Source organism: Nitrospirota bacterium (assembly GCA_016214385.1).
Lineage (GTDB): Bacteria > Nitrospirota > Thermodesulfovibrionia > UBA6902 > JACROP01 > JACROP01.
This window is the reverse complement of sequence record JACROP010000123.1, coordinates 1-13,666: the sequence shown is the minus strand read 5'-3', so window position 1 is coordinate 13,666 and position 13,666 is coordinate 1. Positions and strand designations below refer to the sequence as shown.

The window sequence follows — 13,666 nt, the reverse complement described above, 5'->3', positions numbered from 1 at the left end:
GAGAATCAAGGGGTTGCGGAAGTAGCCCCTTTTCGCTTTCCCTTCTCCTTCCCGGGCCTTTTCACAAGTCCAAACCGTTATGTGATAAAATACCCCTGGTACTTAAAGGTAAAAGGACTTCATGCAGCCGAAGTTCAAAAGTTCAGAGGGCAAATAATAAAAAAAATAGGGGACAGGGGCTTGGACGAGGCTTGCTGACAATAGTGCAATAGAGCAAAAGTTCAAAAGTCCAATAGAGCGATAGTTCTAAACTATGGCACTTCTGGCTTCTGCACGGCGGCAGTTACAATAAGGTATGGGCTTGCTCCTGCCAAATTTTGTCAGTCGTTCAATAATTTGACAGGTTTTGTTAGTCATGGCCAATAAAAATCGTTTTATTTCAAATGGTTTTGTTTTGCTATTTATGGCATAAGAATTGCTCCTTTTATTGTTATAAAGAAGAGAATTTTATTTAGAAAGTTTTGTTATCCCCGCCCCGATTTATCGGGGCTTACCTCCACCCCCTCAGGAGGCTTTCCGTCCGCCTCCTCTGGGGGCTCCCCTCCTCGTGAACAGTCTCACTCAGAATCTATCTTGAAAATAATTCCGCAGTGGGGGCACTTCATCTCTGTGCTATTTTTTGAAAAGGCTTCAAAACATTCCTCAAAGCCCTCAAGACCAAAGACTAAAGGCTCTAAATCCAAGAGAAGATAATGAAGAAACTGGTACGCGTTTTGGCATTATTCCTTTTCACTGTATCTATCGCTTCGGCAGGACATTTATATAAGGAAAAAGACTATCAAAAGGCATGGTGTGAAAAGCAAGGTGGCATATTGGAATATGTGCTTGATGACGGCACCCGTGTAGACTGCCTGCTGCCAGAGGTGGCAGTAGAATTTGATTTCGGCAACAAATGGGCAGAATCCATAGGGCAGGCACTGTATTATGGTATAAAAACCAATCGTAAAGCTGGAGTAGTGCTTATCATGGAGAATCCAGATAAAGACCAGAGGTATCTAAAGAGACTGAAGACCGTAGCAGACCACTATAATATAATGATATGGACAATGACCCTGCAGGATTTATAAAAACGGATTATTTTATCTCTTTTTCGCCTCGGCGAATCAGACGAGTCTGACAGGACCTGGCAGTTCAAGTAGTTTTTTATTCTAACCGCTTTTTTAATGCAGGTCAATCGAGGCGGCCTGTCCCAAATCCCGATTTAGAAATTGAAATTATTTAGGTAAACCTCAGTAGGACAAGCGGCTCGCTTGTCTAAAGATTTCACCCACAGGGACAGGCGAGACGCCTGTCCTACCAGGACTTGAGATCTCTGCGCTATTTGTAGGTATTACCAAAGGCTTGCTCTCTGAAAGGCCTTTAGGCTATATTATTACATGCTTGAGATAATGCGGAAACATATTAAATTTTTCAGTGTCATACTCTGGCTTGTGATCATCTCTTTTGTCTTATGGGGGGTTGGAACCATAGACGACTCTTCGAAAGAAGTTGTGGCTGTTGTAGGTAAGGAGAAAATAACCACAGAGGAATACTGGAGGACTTATGACAGGGTCGAGGCGTATTACAGGCAGATGTATAAGAATGAAGAAGAGATAAAGAAGCTTAATTTGAAGGACAAAGTCCTCGATGAGATGATAGACGAGAGGGTGCTCATGATTGTTGCCGATAAAGCAGGGATAGAAGTCACAGAGGACGAGCTGCACGAGGCAGTAATGGCAGAGCCAGCCTTCCAGAAAAATGGAGTTTTTGATAGAAACGTTTATCTCAATACGCTTCGCTTGAACCGCCTTACACCTGAGATGTATGAAAAGGCCAAGAGCAGGGAGATGCTTCTCCTTAAGATGCACAGGCTTATCGGAGAGGTGGCAGAGCTGTCGCCTGACGAGAGAAAAATCCTTGATGCACTGAAAACGGATAATGGCCCGTTAGCCGAGGCCCTTTTTTCAGCAAAGCGGGGTATAGTCGTGAAGGCCTACATCGAAAGCATAAAGAAGCAGATTGATATAAAAGTAGACAGGAAGCGTATTTCTTAATCCGAATAATGCATTTAGAAAACCACAGAGAAGTATAATATAAACCACAGAGACACAGAGGCACTGAGGGATAAAAAGTGAAGATATGTTTTAAAAATTCTCTGTGTCTCTGTGCCTCAGTGGTTATTCTTATCTCTGTGTTCTCTGTGGTTCAATTGCAGTACTGGGGTTAAATGAAGCGCCTTCTTGAGATCTCAAAAAAAACTTCCCGCCTCCTCTTGGGCCTCATGTCAGGCACAGCGCATGACGGTGTTGATGCAACGATTGCAGAGATAAGAGCCCGTGGTCAGGAGATAGAGATAAAGTTTGTTTATCACTTCCAGTATCCCTTTGATGATACCCTGAGGGCAAAAATATCAAAGGCATTTTCAGGGACAACAGAGGACATATGCCGGCTTAACTTTGAACTGGGCGAGGTATTCGCAAAGGCAGCCCTTATCTGTATTAAAAAGGCAGGCTTAAGCTCAGGGGACATAGATGCCATTGCCTCTCACGGCCAGACGATTTATCACATACCTCCAGAGGATGGAAAGGCCGGCTCTACACTGCAGATAGGCGAGGCCTCGGTAATTGCAGAGAGGACGGGTATAATGGTCATATCCGATTTCAGAACGAGAGACATGGCAGCAGGTGGACATGGAGCACCCCTTGTCCCCCTGACTGATTATATAATGTTCAGGAAGGAAGGGAAGGTCAGGGTCGTAAACAACATAGGAGGAATTGCAAATATCACTGTTGTGACTGATAAGATTGACGATGTAATCGCCTTTGACACAGGCCCCGGGGTAAGCCTGATAAATGAGGCTGTCAGGATTTTCACTGAGGGGGAAATTTCTTTTGACAGAGACGGTATGCAGGCAGAAAAAGGAGTGGTTATAAACAAACTGCTTGATGAGCTGCTTGGCCATGCCTATTTTAAAAAATTACCCCCAAAATCAACTGGGAGGGAGACTTTTGGAAAGTCGCTGGTTGCGAATATTATAGAGAGATATAAAGATGCTGAGCCTGAAAATATATTAGCAACCCTTACAAACTTTACAGCCTTATCAATACAGAAGGGCTATAGAGATTTTGTATTCCCGAAATTCAAAGTCGATGAGATAATCCTCTGCGGCGGCGGGAGCAAAAACAGATTTCTTGTAAAGCTTTTATCCGGGCTTTTGAGTCCCACAGAAATCAATCCGATTGAGAAATATGGAATCCCCTCTCAGGCTAAAGAGGCATTGAGCTTTGCAGTCCTTGCAAATGAAACCCTTTCAGGAAGGGCAGGTAACATACCCGGTGCAACAGGAGCTGAGAAAAGAGTGGTTCTCGGGAAAATAACTCTTTAGTTTCCTTACCGTCTCCTTGCCAGCTCCGCATCTATTACCTTCTTGAACACCTCATATGGTTGAGATCCAACAACTCTGCGGCCATTAATAAAGAAGGTGGGAGTGCCCCTCACTCCAAGACTCTGTGCAAGCGCCATATCAGTCTCTATCTGAGGACGATGGGTCCCATTGTTGAGATTTTCCTTGAATGTCTCTATATCCAATCCGAGCTGTTGAGCATAACCAATAAGGTCTTTCATGCTGTGTCGTGGGAAGTTTTTGCGGAGCAATCTGTCCATGTCATAGAATTTCCCCTGCCTTGCTGCCTCTAAAGCAGCCATTGAAATTAATTCAGAGCCTTTGAGCGGCATATGTTTTACAATTAGGCGAACGCTGTCTCTGTATTCTGTGAGAAGGCTTTCGAGAGTCTGACCGACCCTCGCACAGTAAGGTCAGCGATAATCTGTAAATTCAACAATAGTGACTGCTGCATCAGAGGGGCCGACCTGAGGTGAGTCGCCAATGGGTATATCCCCCTGCTGGGCGCAAACGTTTAATGAAAGTAAGGCAATCAGCGCTGGCAAAAAAACAAAAACCTTCCTCCCCCTTCTCATCATTAACCTCCTCTTACAATGTCACACAAAAATTATAGGTGACTTTCTCAGGATTTTTTGATAATCTTTTTTTAAGATTACAGCAAACTAATTATAGCCTTTTTAGATTTATAAAAAAAGCATTTTCTGGAGGAGGAGTTATAAAAAGTGGATGAAATAGTTGTATTTATAACTGCAGGCTCCGAAGAGGAAGCTGCGAAGATTGCCCGTGGCCTTGTTGATGCCCACCTTGCAGGATGTGTGAACATTGTTAGAAATATCAGGTCAATCTACAGGTGGCAGGGTAAGATTGAGGACGAGGCAGAGGTCTTGATGGTTGTTAAAACACAAAGGCATCTATTTGCATCCCTTTCAAAGAAGGTGAAAGAGCTTCACAGCTATACAGTCCCTGAGATTATCGCTATGCCAATTGTGGAGGGATCAGAAGATTATTTAAAATGGCTCATGGAGGTAACGCAGAAAAAATAATTGACATAGTAAGGTTTTATAAGTATTGTTTCTATTAAATTATAAAGGGGAAGTTTTCTTGAAAATAATCCCCTTAAATTTAACAAAAACTAAAAAGGAGGGTTAAAGCATGGAGGAGAAGAAAAGACAGTCGTTTAAAAAACGCCAAAAGGAGCTCATTCTACGAGCCTTAACCGATCCAGCATTCAGAAAATTGCTGATGAGCGATCCGGCAAAAGCTCTTGGTAAAAAGATAACCATTGAGATTCGGAAAGAAATTAAAATGATTTTAGCAGCTGTTAAAGGTATAGAGGCGCAAATATCAGCTTTAGCTGATGAGCTGCTCTGTGCAAACGGGGGACCATGCGGTATTGCATGATAAATCTCATTATCTATCTGAAATTCTCGTAGCTACTACCTGGGAGTGTAACCTACACTGCTCGTACTGCTTTGTTCGTCAGCACGGTTTATCTGCAAAGTGTAAACAGATGTCTCCTGAACTGGCAGTTCGGGTTGTAGATTCATTAGATAGTGGTTTAACTCATGTTGAGACAATATGCCTTCACCTTTACGGCGGAGAGCCTTTGGACAATCTTCCTGCACTTGAGGCAATGGTAAAACGAGCAGGAGAAAAAAGCCCCGGCCGTTTCCGTTTCGCCGTCACAACAAATGGTGTCGTAGCGGATTCATCTGTTTATGAGCTTCTGGAAAAAGGTCGTTTTCAGGTTATCCTTAGTATTGACGGGCCAGAGACTATTCACGATGAATGTCGGCGGACAACTGATGGTAAACCGACTCATGCAAGTGTTTTACGATTTCTCGAAGGTCTTCGTTCCAAAACTCACTGCTGGGTTCGCGGTTCTGCCGTTGTTCGCTCAGGCTGGAGCCTTATGCAAGCCGTTACGTATTTATATAACCTTCCAGTAGATGCTGTTAAGGCACAAATCGCACGGGTACAAACGGGCACGCCATATGCACTGAACGATTTTGAGAAACAAAATTATTTACGTGAACTTGAGGAAATAGGTAAGCTCGTTATATCCGATTTAAAAGCCGGACGCACGCCAAAAGATGATCGTTTTTCAAGTCGGGTATTACAGTTATTAAAGGGTGAAAAACGCTATTCATTTTGTGGGGCAGGCTATACTATATTCGGCATTACTCCTGAAGGTATTGTACTGCCATGTGTTCTGATTAACAGAAACGAAATAGAATTGGGACACATTGACGATGATCCAGCTATCTGGCTCCGTAAAGGGGAAAAATGGAGAGAAAGTCACCGCAATCGTACTGAATGTCTTTCCTGCAGCGCTTTGCCCCTTTGCGGAGGAGGATGTTATGCGATTAATTCTGTCTGCGGTGATGAAGAATGTGAAATTATTCGTAAAAACTGCGAAGTAGCAACCTCAATTTATCAGCATTTCCGATCAAATCCAGAAGCACTGCTGGCATTGGCAGGCATAGTCTGAATTTTGTTTTATGAAAAAGGATTGAGACATCGTTGATGAACCACAGAGAATGGCATATTGATAGGAATCCGCCTGATGGCTTTAACCCAGGTGATGTTTCTCCACCGTTCCTTCCTCAAGGAACGTGGAGCGTACAGTCACTTGCCCTTGATGTATCAGGAAGTTGTAATCTTGCCTGTCGTTACTGTGCTGAGGATGCCTCCCAGCCCAAACGTCAACCAATGGACATAGAAACGATGGGGTCTGCCCTGGATTTTATTTTTCCTCACGGAAAGATAACCAGAAACACCTCGCTGCGATTTGGAAGCGGTGAGCCCCTCCTTGCTTTCCCCTTACTCAAAATGGCCGATGAGCGAATAAAAAAGATTTGCACCGATAGTCGATCTCGATACCCTGAAGTTTTCATCACGACCAATGGGACTCTTATTGATAATGAAGTTAGCGAGTGGTTAATATCCTCAGGCTGGCATCTCAAGATCAGTTTTGACGGCCCAAGGTCTATCCATGATTCCTGGAGAGTCACTCCGGGTAACTGTGGAACTTATAATCGCATCAAACCGGTTATTAAAAAATTGGCAAAACAGATGCAGGACAGATTAAGTGTTACTGCGGTTTTATGCAAAGGCGCTGATCCACAAAAAGTTTTTGATGAAATTGAGAATATGGGAGTAAACCGCATTGAGATGGTTCCAGTCGTACATCATAAGATGTCCATACTGCCTGATTCTTCTGATATTGAGTTGTACAGAGAATTTGTTCAAGGATACGCACGTCGTTTTTTGCAAAAAAAGGGGAAAAAGATTCCTGTCCTTGTCCGCTTTGCAGAACGGGTTTGCCGCGTAATGGGTTATAACAATCTTCGCGTCCCCTGCGGTGCGGGGAGGTCTTTTTATGGAGTTGGACAGGATGGGACGGTATATCCCTGCTTCCGTTTTATCGGGATTAAAGATTATGTTCTGGGGAATCTTCGTTCAGGACTTGACAATGAAGCGGTTTATAAATTTCGTTCAGGAGCAGGCAAGCCATATGATGAGCGCATTGCCTGCCGTGATTGCTGGGCTGCTCCACTTTGCGGTGGGCCATGTTTTTCATGCGCTGAATTGTTCGGTCCCGGGAAAGGGGAGCCTCTCGATATACATTGTGCATATTCGCTGACAGATGCGAGAGTTGCTATATGGTTAGTTGGCCAACTGAGAAAAAGAGAACCGGAACGTCTATTATCATTTCTGCCCGGGGTATCAAGATTATATGAGGAAGAAAGTCTTATTAGTAAAACCACCTGAGAAATCAAATTTCAACTTCGGCACATTCAGTTTAGGCGTGTTGGGGGCTGCAATTCGTGATCGGGCGGACGTTGCCATATTTGATGCAACCAATCTTTCAATTGACGAAGCTATCCAGACCATTTATTTTCATAAACCGAATATTCTTGGAATAACTGTTATGGGCCTGACATCTGTTGAACCAACAGGATTGCTGATTCAACGTATAAAGAAAGATAAAGGTAAATTTTCTCAAGCCTTAAAAGATACTCTCATTATTGCCGGCGGTCATGGAGCATCTATGGCATATACTCATCTTCTTAAGGCAGGCGTTCATGCGGTTGTTATTGGTGAGGGCGAATTAACGCTGCAACGGATTTTATCAGATGGAATCCATCCGGGAACTCCCGGGATAGCTTGCCTAAATGGAAAGAAAATAGTTGTAGGCTCTAAACAGCAATTGATACGTCCTCTCGATTCCTTACATCCTCCTGCTCGCGATCTGATGCCATTTCCATCAAATGGAGTTCATCTTATGGAAACAAGCCGTGGCTGTCCCCACAACTGCGGTTTTTGTGAAACCACCCGATTTTATGGACAGGTCTGGAGACCATATTCTCCAGACCGTGTGGTAGCTGAGGTAAAACGACTTGTCAATGAATATAATGCATGGATTATTCATTTTGCCGATGATAATTTTGCTGCCAGTCCCCACCGGGTGATTGAAATTTGTAAAAAATTAAAAAGAATCGCTCTTCCAGCATTTATTATGGCATCGGCAAGGGCAGATGATCTTATTTCATATCCTGAGTTAATTCCAATGATGGCATCAGCACGCATTCTTCGGATTTCGGTAGGGGTGGAAACCCTTGAACCTGAGATGTCAAAAATAATAAATAAACCTATATCGATAGAGTCTTACAAAAAAGCATTCAGCCTTATGAGAGATTATGGTATTTTCTCGATAGCATCATTTATTATCGGTATACCCGGAGAAAAAATAGAGATGAGACAGCGTGCTTTGGATCTGGCAATTGAGATCGGAGTTGATTCTGCTCACTTCCTGCCCTTTCTGCCACTTCCTGGCATCCCCCTGCTTTCAAAAAAAGGCAAATATGATGCAGCCCCTGCTGATATAAGAGATGCATATCTGCTGACAAAAAAATTTCGCCAGCACAGAACTGTTCGCAATCGCCTACAGGTTGCCTCTGAACAAGGTAGCATAAGAGGTTTACTTGCAAGAGCTACCCTCAGCCGACAAGCCATTGTTTGTCAATAAATTGTTTTGTCGATGGGAAAGTTTTTTTGGTTCTTTCTCATTTCAAGTGGGTAAATCTGTTTCTTTTATCCCCTCTCCCTTTCTTCATCTTTCTCTTTTTGCATTGCATGTTGGCCACCGTCTATTTCAATTACTATGCCTCTTTCATAGCAGACGAAATATAATACATAATGTCCCATTGGCTGTTGTCGTGTGAATTTAAGAGCCTCCAATTGCCTGTCTCTCAATCGTTTCCATAACTTTCCTTCTGCGTCTGTTGGCCTCTTTCGCAGGCGCTTAGTAATTCCACCAAGATTAGTGTTCATCCTTTTATTTTACCCCTCACCATAACCCTCTCCCACAAGGGGAGAGGGAAAATTCTACACACTCAATATGAGAAAGAGCCAAAATAAATCACATTATGCCATCAGTAAGGAAATTACAGTTGAGTCACAAAATGTTCGGGTTCAACAAACTTGAACCCGCAGGAGAAAATTCCCTAAATACTGGATTCCCCGATCGAGTCGGGGAATGACAACTTACGCACGGCACTTATTATGCTCCCCTTTCTACATTGCCATATGCTGTCCAAGAAAATTTATTTTGGACAAGAGTGGTATGTTATAATTTTTTAAAGGCGCTCGATCTTCAATGATTAAATTACTTATCTTTGACCTTGATGGCACACTTGTGGATTCAATTCAGGACATAACAGATGCCCTGAATTATGCAGTGGCGCCTCTTAACATCGGCCCCTTCAGCACTGCAGAGATAAAGGAAAAGGTGGGCTCTGGCATAACAAAACTCATAGAAGGCCTTATCCCTGAAGAAAAATCCGGGATGAGGGATGAAATAGTAAAAAGGTTTCTTGAGCAATATTCAGCCCATCTCCTCGATAATACAAGGGCATATCCAGGGGTAAAAGAGACCCTCTCAAAACTCGGGGATTACAGAAAGGCTGTTATTTCCAATAAGAGGGAGGCCCTGTCTAAAGCAGTCCTCGATGGTCTTGGCCTTGCAGATTTTTTTGATATAATCCTTGGTAGCGACAGCGTGCCGGAGAAAAAGCCTTCTCCTGCTCCAATTATCAAGATCCTTGGGGACCTCGGCATTGATAAGGATGAAGCCCTGATTGCAGGTGATAGCAACCTTGATATAGAGGCAGGGAAAAAAGCAGGTATAAAGACAGTGGCAGTGACTTATGGCTACAGGGGGAAGGAGTTTCTTGCTGGTGCAGATTACATGATCGATAATATGAGTTACCTGCTGACACTGTTACAAAAGTTAAACAGCAGAGAAATATCAGCGGAGGTAAATATTCAGGACAGCCGCAGGGAGCCGAGATATGCGGTCCCTGAAATTTATCAGAAGTATATATCACTGAAGACCAGGATCGGACTCCGTGATTTTATGCCTACAGTGCTGCTTGATTTCAGCCGTAAAGGAATCAAGGTGAAAAGCCCTGTTGCTGCTGAAATTGATTCCACCATTGATTGTGTAATCTCGGCGCCAAAGTCCCTTGACAGGGAGATAGCCTTCAGGGCAAAGGTCAGATATTGCATCAGTGAGCAAGGGGCTTCGGATTTCCTGATAGGGGCTGCGATTGTGGAGGGTGCTGATAATCTGTGGTTTAATATCTTTTCAAAGGTGCATGATTTTATAATTGAGAGAGGCGGCGATTTCTTTTAGACAGGATGAGACCCTCGACAGCATCAGGGATGTAAAAATTTTTCAGCGCAGGAAAGGTTACCGTTTCAGTGTTGATGCCCTTCTGCTTGAGGACTTTATAACGCTCAAGCGTTTTAATAAAGGCATAGAATTAGGCGCAGGTTCGGGAATTATATCCATTCTCCTCGCAAAGAGGTTCAAGGATATAAATATCACTGCAGTTGAAATTCAAAAAACTCTGGCCGGACTTGCAAAAAGGAATGTCAGCCTCAATGGCCTTGAAAACAGGATCGAGATTGTCAGGGAAGACATAAAGCGTCTTCCTGAAACGTTTTCTTCTGGAGAGTTCGATATTGCATTCTCAAACCCTCCTTTCAGAAAGCCAGCTACAGGCCTTCTGAGCCCTGCAGAGGAAAGGGCAGTAGCAAGACACGAATTAAAGATTAACCTCAGTGAGCTTATAAGCGTGGCTTCATATCTCCTTAAAAATAGCGGCAAATTTTTTATAATCTATCATCCCTTCAGGCTTATAGAGCTTATAGGGCTTTTACAGAAAGCACAGCTTGAGCCAAAGAGGATGAGATATATCCATTCAAGGCATGGCGCGGAGGCCAGGATGGTTCTTATCGAGGCTGTAAAAGGCGCAGGGCCATGGCTTAAAGTTGAACCGGCCTTTTATATTTATGAAAAAGGGGTTGAATATACTGCTGAAATGAAGCGGATTTACGGAGAATAGATGATAAGAAATCAGGGAAGCTTGGGGCAGGCTGTGTCCTTGCCGCGGGACCAGTCATGGACGGCATCCCCCATGCCACCGAATCCACCGACTCCAGGAATGTGAATGGTCGGCCGATACAGCTCGATGCGGGTCTTGCCGGGCGAGACGGCAGATATATCGGCACCCATCAGGTAAAACCCGCCCTCGGGCATGGTCGGGCCAATGGTTCGAGGCGCGTCAATCTTCTGCACGGTGAGCTCGGCTTGATCGTTGCGGACGACCCGGATGAATGAATTGTACTTAGTGTAGCCGGACGACATGCTCATCCCTGTCATGACATGCTTTGTGACAACCACGTTGAAGCACTTGTCGGTTTTTCTGCTGAGATGGTCCACGACCTGTTCGAAGCTCCGGTCTACGACGAAGCTTTCGACCCGCCACGGCCCTTCACCACGCAAAACAGTGGCACGGAACTCCTCGCGGCTCTGCGGCGGGACGGAAAAGGCGCAGGCGCCGAGCGCCAGGGTAGCCGCTACGATAAGCAATCTTGCCATCATTGGCTTCTCCTTAAGATGGTGGAGCTGATCCCGATGCAATCGGGACGACCTGTCGATGCGACCGCTCTCCCAATGGTGGAGCTGAGGGGGATCGAACCCCTGACCTCTTGAATGCCATTCAAGCGCTCTCCCAACTGAGCTACAGCCCCATGATATTAGGTTTTGAAAACTTAAAGATCAATTCCTCTATATATTTATGGCTTTTTTGCTTTTTTATCTCTCTTTCTCTTCTTACGGCTTCGCTTCGAGTTTGATACTCTTCATGATATACCAAATCCCAGGGTTTCTTTGCTTTTGTTGAATTTGTATATCCATTGTTATGTTTTAATAATCGTTGTGAAAGATTTTGACACTGTCCTATATAGAATGAACTATCTTTCTTGCTTCTGATTATATACATATAATACATGATTGTTTTGTCAACTTCTGACCTTTTCTGACCTTCCCGATGCAATCGGGACGCTCTCCCAACTGAGCTACAGCCCCAGAAGATTAGAAAGAATAACATCTATTTTAAAACCATGTCAAGAAACTCAACGCACTACTTCTCATTTATCAAGGCGTCTATAAAAATTTTTCACCAGCCCTTCCTACCTAATCTCCTGTCCCTAACACTTCTTTACATTTTCTTGTAGTGTCATGCCGTATCAAGGGATTCCGGAATAATCCACATTTCTTCCACCTGCTTTCCACTGCAAAACATTTTAAAAATCAACGACTTCAAAAAATCAAATTTTTTCCTTGACAGCTACAATATATTGTGGTTAAATTTGCAAAAGTTCTAAATAGGGGATAAATGAACTTCGAATATAAAAAACATCAGGAGCAAATTTTTAATAAATCATTTTAAAAAAAGGGGGGATTATGGAGTCTTTAAAAGTTTCTGGTTCTAATCTTACAGGCAATGCATTAAAGGTTCTTGAGAAAAGGTATCTCAAGAAAAATGAGGAGGGCAAGGTTGTTGAGACACCAGAGGAGCTTTTCAGGAGAATAGCAAGGACTGTTGCATCTGCTGACCTCAATTATGGGAAATCCACTGTAGAGGTATCAAGGCGTGAAGATGAATTTTATTCGATTATGACTTCCTTATTTTTTCTTCCAAATAGCCCCACCCTTATGAATGCAGGTCGGCGGCTCGGTCAGCTCTCTGCCTGTTTTGTCTTGCCAGTGGAGGACTCTATGGAGTCCATCTTTGATGCGGTAAAGAACGCAGCCATGATACATAAGTCAGGTGGAGGCACGGGGTTCAGTTTTTCAAAGTTAAGACCAAATGGAGATGTTGTCGGCTCTACAAAAGGCATCTCATCCGGGCCTATATCCTTCATGACAGTCTTTGATACAGCAACCGAGGCAGTAAAACAGGGTGGGACAAGGCGTGGCGCTAACATGGGGCTGCTCAGGGTTAGCCATCCAGACATTCTGAGCTTCATCACCTGCAAAGATGAAAATACAAAACTCAATAATTTTAATATATCCGTGGGCCTGACCGAAGAGTTTATGAAGGCCCTATCAGAAGGCAGGGAGTATGAACTTATAAACCCGAGAACAAAGCAGGTTATTAATAAGCTCAGGGCAAAAGAGGCCTTTGATCTCATAGTCAATCACGCATGGAGAAATGGTGAACCTGGTATTGTGTTTCTTGACAGGGTTAACCACAGTAACCCCACACCGAAAATTGGAGAAATAGAAAGCACTAACCCCTGCGGAGAGCAGCCCCTTTTGCCATACGAGAGCTGCAATCTCGGCTCTATAAATCTGGCAAAGATGGTGAAACCAGTCAGCAGTCAGCAGTCAGCGGTCAGCGGTCAGGAAATAGACTGGGATAAACTCAGGGACATTACCTGGAAGTCTGTCCATTTCCTCGACAATGTCATAGATGTAAACAAATACCCTCTTAAAAAGATAGAGGAGATGACAAAGGCAAACAGGAAGATTGGCCTTGGAGTTATGGGATGGGCGGATATGCTTATACAACTCGGAACCCCCTATAATTCAGATGATGCAATAAAACTCGCAGCGGAGGTTATGAGTTTTATACAAAGAGAAGGTAAAGCTGCATCAGCAGCCCTCGCTGAGGAGCGTGGGGCCTTTCCAAACTACAGCGGAAGCATCTATGACGGAAAGCTCCGTCTGAGAAATGCAACTGTCACAACCATAGCACCAACAGGCACACTTTCGATAATAGCAGGCTGCTCCTCAGGCATAGAGCCACTTTTTGCAGTCTCCTATGTAAGGACTGTGATGGAGGGTACAAAGCTCATTGAGGTGAATCCCCATTTCGAGGAGGTTGCCAAGAAAAGGGACTTTTGGTCCAGACAGCTCATGGAGTG

14 protein-coding genes, 1 tRNA gene and 2 pseudogenes are annotated in these 13,666 nt (G+C 43.9%); 11 read left to right on the top strand and 6 right to left on the bottom strand.

Annotation, left to right across the window (positions count from 1 at the left end; genetic code table 11):
* Positions 1–692 precede the first annotated feature (692 nt).
* The 3 genes and pseudogenes from HZC12_07820 to HZC12_07810 all read left to right on the top strand — a co-directional run bounded on the left by HZC12_07820 (position 693) and on the right by HZC12_07810 (position 3,364).
* Positions 693–1,067, top strand: coding sequence for a hypothetical protein (locus tag HZC12_07820; protein ID MBI5026613.1), 375 nt, complete (start codon positions 693–695; stop codon positions 1,065–1,067).
* A 309-nt stretch (positions 1,068–1,376) separates the two neighbouring features.
* Positions 1,377–2,033 (top strand): annotated as a pseudogene (locus tag HZC12_07815) (SurA N-terminal domain-containing protein).
* A gap of 173 nt (positions 2,034–2,206) precedes the next feature.
* Complete coding sequence (locus tag HZC12_07810; GenBank protein MBI5026612.1) at positions 2,207–3,364, top strand: anhydro-N-acetylmuramic acid kinase; 1,158 nt, start codon at positions 2,207–2,209, stop codon at positions 3,362–3,364.
* Positions 3,365–3,369: 5 nt separating this feature from the next.
* Here the strand turns inward: HZC12_07810 and HZC12_07805 are convergent.
* Together HZC12_07805 and HZC12_07800 are read right to left on the bottom strand one after the other, a co-directional pair.
* Positions 3,370–3,792: pseudogene (locus HZC12_07805) on the bottom strand (thioredoxin domain-containing protein).
* Positions 3,793–3,795: 3 nt separating this feature from the next.
* Positions 3,796–3,960 (bottom strand): hypothetical protein, encoded by a 165-nt coding sequence (locus tag HZC12_07800; GenBank protein ID MBI5026611.1) that lies wholly within the window; start codon positions 3,958–3,960, stop codon positions 3,796–3,798.
* 144 nt (positions 3,961–4,104) lie between these two features.
* Between HZC12_07800 and HZC12_07795 the strand changes: the two genes are divergently transcribed.
* From HZC12_07795 to HZC12_07775, 5 genes are all read left to right on the top strand, one after another.
* Positions 4,105–4,425: a divalent-cation tolerance protein CutA gene (locus tag HZC12_07795; GenBank protein MBI5026610.1), complete on the top strand. Its 321-nt coding sequence runs from the start codon at positions 4,105–4,107 to the stop codon at positions 4,423–4,425.
* Between the two features lie 109 nt (positions 4,426–4,534).
* Entirely contained in the window at positions 4,535–4,783 is a 249-nt protein-coding gene (locus HZC12_07790; protein ID MBI5026609.1) for a hypothetical protein, read from the top strand.
* On the top strand, positions 4,776–5,873 hold the full coding sequence (locus HZC12_07785; protein MBI5026608.1) for a radical SAM protein: 1,098 nt from the start codon (positions 4,776–4,778) through the stop codon (positions 5,871–5,873). The genes HZC12_07790 and HZC12_07785 overlap by 8 nt, the downstream gene beginning before the upstream one ends.
* 35 nt (positions 5,874–5,908) lie before the next feature.
* The gene (locus tag HZC12_07780) at positions 5,909–7,156 is read left to right on the top strand and encodes a radical SAM protein (protein MBI5026607.1); all 1,248 of its coding nucleotides are present in this window, start codon (positions 5,909–5,911) and stop codon (positions 7,154–7,156) included.
* Positions 7,122–8,414: a B12-binding domain-containing radical SAM protein gene (locus tag HZC12_07775; protein ID MBI5026606.1), complete on the top strand. Its 1,293-nt coding sequence runs from the start codon at positions 7,122–7,124 to the stop codon at positions 8,412–8,414. Before HZC12_07780 ends, HZC12_07775 begins: the two co-directional genes overlap by 35 nt.
* Positions 8,415–8,479: 65 nt before the next feature.
* Here the strand turns inward: HZC12_07775 and HZC12_07770 are convergent, their stop codons facing one another.
* Complete coding sequence (locus tag HZC12_07770; protein MBI5026605.1) at positions 8,480–8,719, bottom strand: DUF559 domain-containing protein; 240 nt, start codon at positions 8,717–8,719, stop codon at positions 8,480–8,482.
* 325 nt (positions 8,720–9,044) lie between these two features.
* On the opposite strand from HZC12_07770, the gene HZC12_07765 reads away from it, so the two are divergent.
* Together HZC12_07765 and HZC12_07760 are read left to right on the top strand one after the other, a co-directional pair.
* Complete coding sequence (locus HZC12_07765) at positions 9,045–10,082, top strand: HAD-IA family hydrolase (GenBank protein ID MBI5026604.1); 1,038 nt, start codon at positions 9,045–9,047, stop codon at positions 10,080–10,082.
* The gene (locus tag HZC12_07760) at positions 10,057–10,797 is read left to right on the top strand and encodes a tRNA1(Val) (adenine(37)-N6)-methyltransferase (protein ID MBI5026603.1); all 741 of its coding nucleotides are present in this window, start codon (positions 10,057–10,059) and stop codon (positions 10,795–10,797) included. Before HZC12_07765 ends, HZC12_07760 begins: the two co-directional genes overlap by 26 nt.
* 11 nt (positions 10,798–10,808) lie before the next feature.
* On the opposite strand, the gene HZC12_07755 is transcribed toward HZC12_07760, so the two are convergent.
* The 3 genes from HZC12_07755 to HZC12_07745 form a co-directional block, all read right to left on the bottom strand.
* Complete coding sequence (locus HZC12_07755) at positions 10,809–11,336, bottom strand: hypothetical protein (protein ID MBI5026602.1); 528 nt, start codon at positions 11,334–11,336, stop codon at positions 10,809–10,811.
* A gap of 73 nt (positions 11,337–11,409) precedes the next feature.
* Positions 11,410–11,485: transfer RNA gene (locus tag HZC12_07750), tRNA-Ala, on the bottom strand.
* Positions 11,476–11,745, bottom strand: coding sequence for a GIY-YIG nuclease family protein (locus HZC12_07745; GenBank protein ID MBI5026601.1), 270 nt, complete (start codon positions 11,743–11,745; stop codon positions 11,476–11,478). Before HZC12_07745 ends, HZC12_07750 begins: the two co-directional genes overlap by 10 nt.
* Before the next feature lie 455 nt (positions 11,746–12,200).
* Between HZC12_07745 and HZC12_07740 the strand changes: the two genes are divergently transcribed.
* A partial coding sequence (locus HZC12_07740) for an adenosylcobalamin-dependent ribonucleoside-diphosphate reductase (GenBank protein MBI5026600.1) occupies positions 12,201–13,666 on the top strand: 1,466 nt, incomplete at its 3' end.

Bases quoted from the DNA above. Each gene is read 5' to 3' on its own strand.
- HZC12_07790 (MBI5026609.1), top strand. From the start codon at position 4,535: ATGGAGGAGAAGAAAAGACAGTCGTTTAAAAAACGCCAAAAGGAGCTC.
- HZC12_07755 (MBI5026602.1), bottom strand. From the start codon at position 11,336: ATGATGGCAAGATTGCTTATCGTAGCGGCTACCCTGGCGCTCGGCGCC.
- HZC12_07745 (MBI5026601.1), bottom strand. From the start codon at position 11,745: ATGTATTATATGTATATAATCAGAAGCAAGAAAGATAGTTCATTCTAT.
- HZC12_07800 (MBI5026611.1), bottom strand. From the start codon at position 3,960: ATGATGAGAAGGGGGAGGAAGGTTTTTGTTTTTTTGCCAGCGCTGATT.
- HZC12_07780 (MBI5026607.1), top strand. From the start codon at position 5,909: ATGAACCACAGAGAATGGCATATTGATAGGAATCCGCCTGATGGCTTT.
- HZC12_07775 (MBI5026606.1), top strand. From the start codon at position 7,122: ATGAGGAAGAAAGTCTTATTAGTAAAACCACCTGAGAAATCAAATTTC.
- HZC12_07765 (MBI5026604.1), top strand. From the start codon at position 9,045: ATGATTAAATTACTTATCTTTGACCTTGATGGCACACTTGTGGATTCA.
- HZC12_07770 (MBI5026605.1), bottom strand. From the start codon at position 8,719: ATGAACACTAATCTTGGTGGAATTACTAAGCGCCTGCGAAAGAGGCCA.
- HZC12_07820 (MBI5026613.1), top strand. From the start codon at position 693: ATGAAGAAACTGGTACGCGTTTTGGCATTATTCCTTTTCACTGTATCT.
- HZC12_07810 (MBI5026612.1), top strand. From the start codon at position 2,207: ATGAAGCGCCTTCTTGAGATCTCAAAAAAAACTTCCCGCCTCCTCTTG.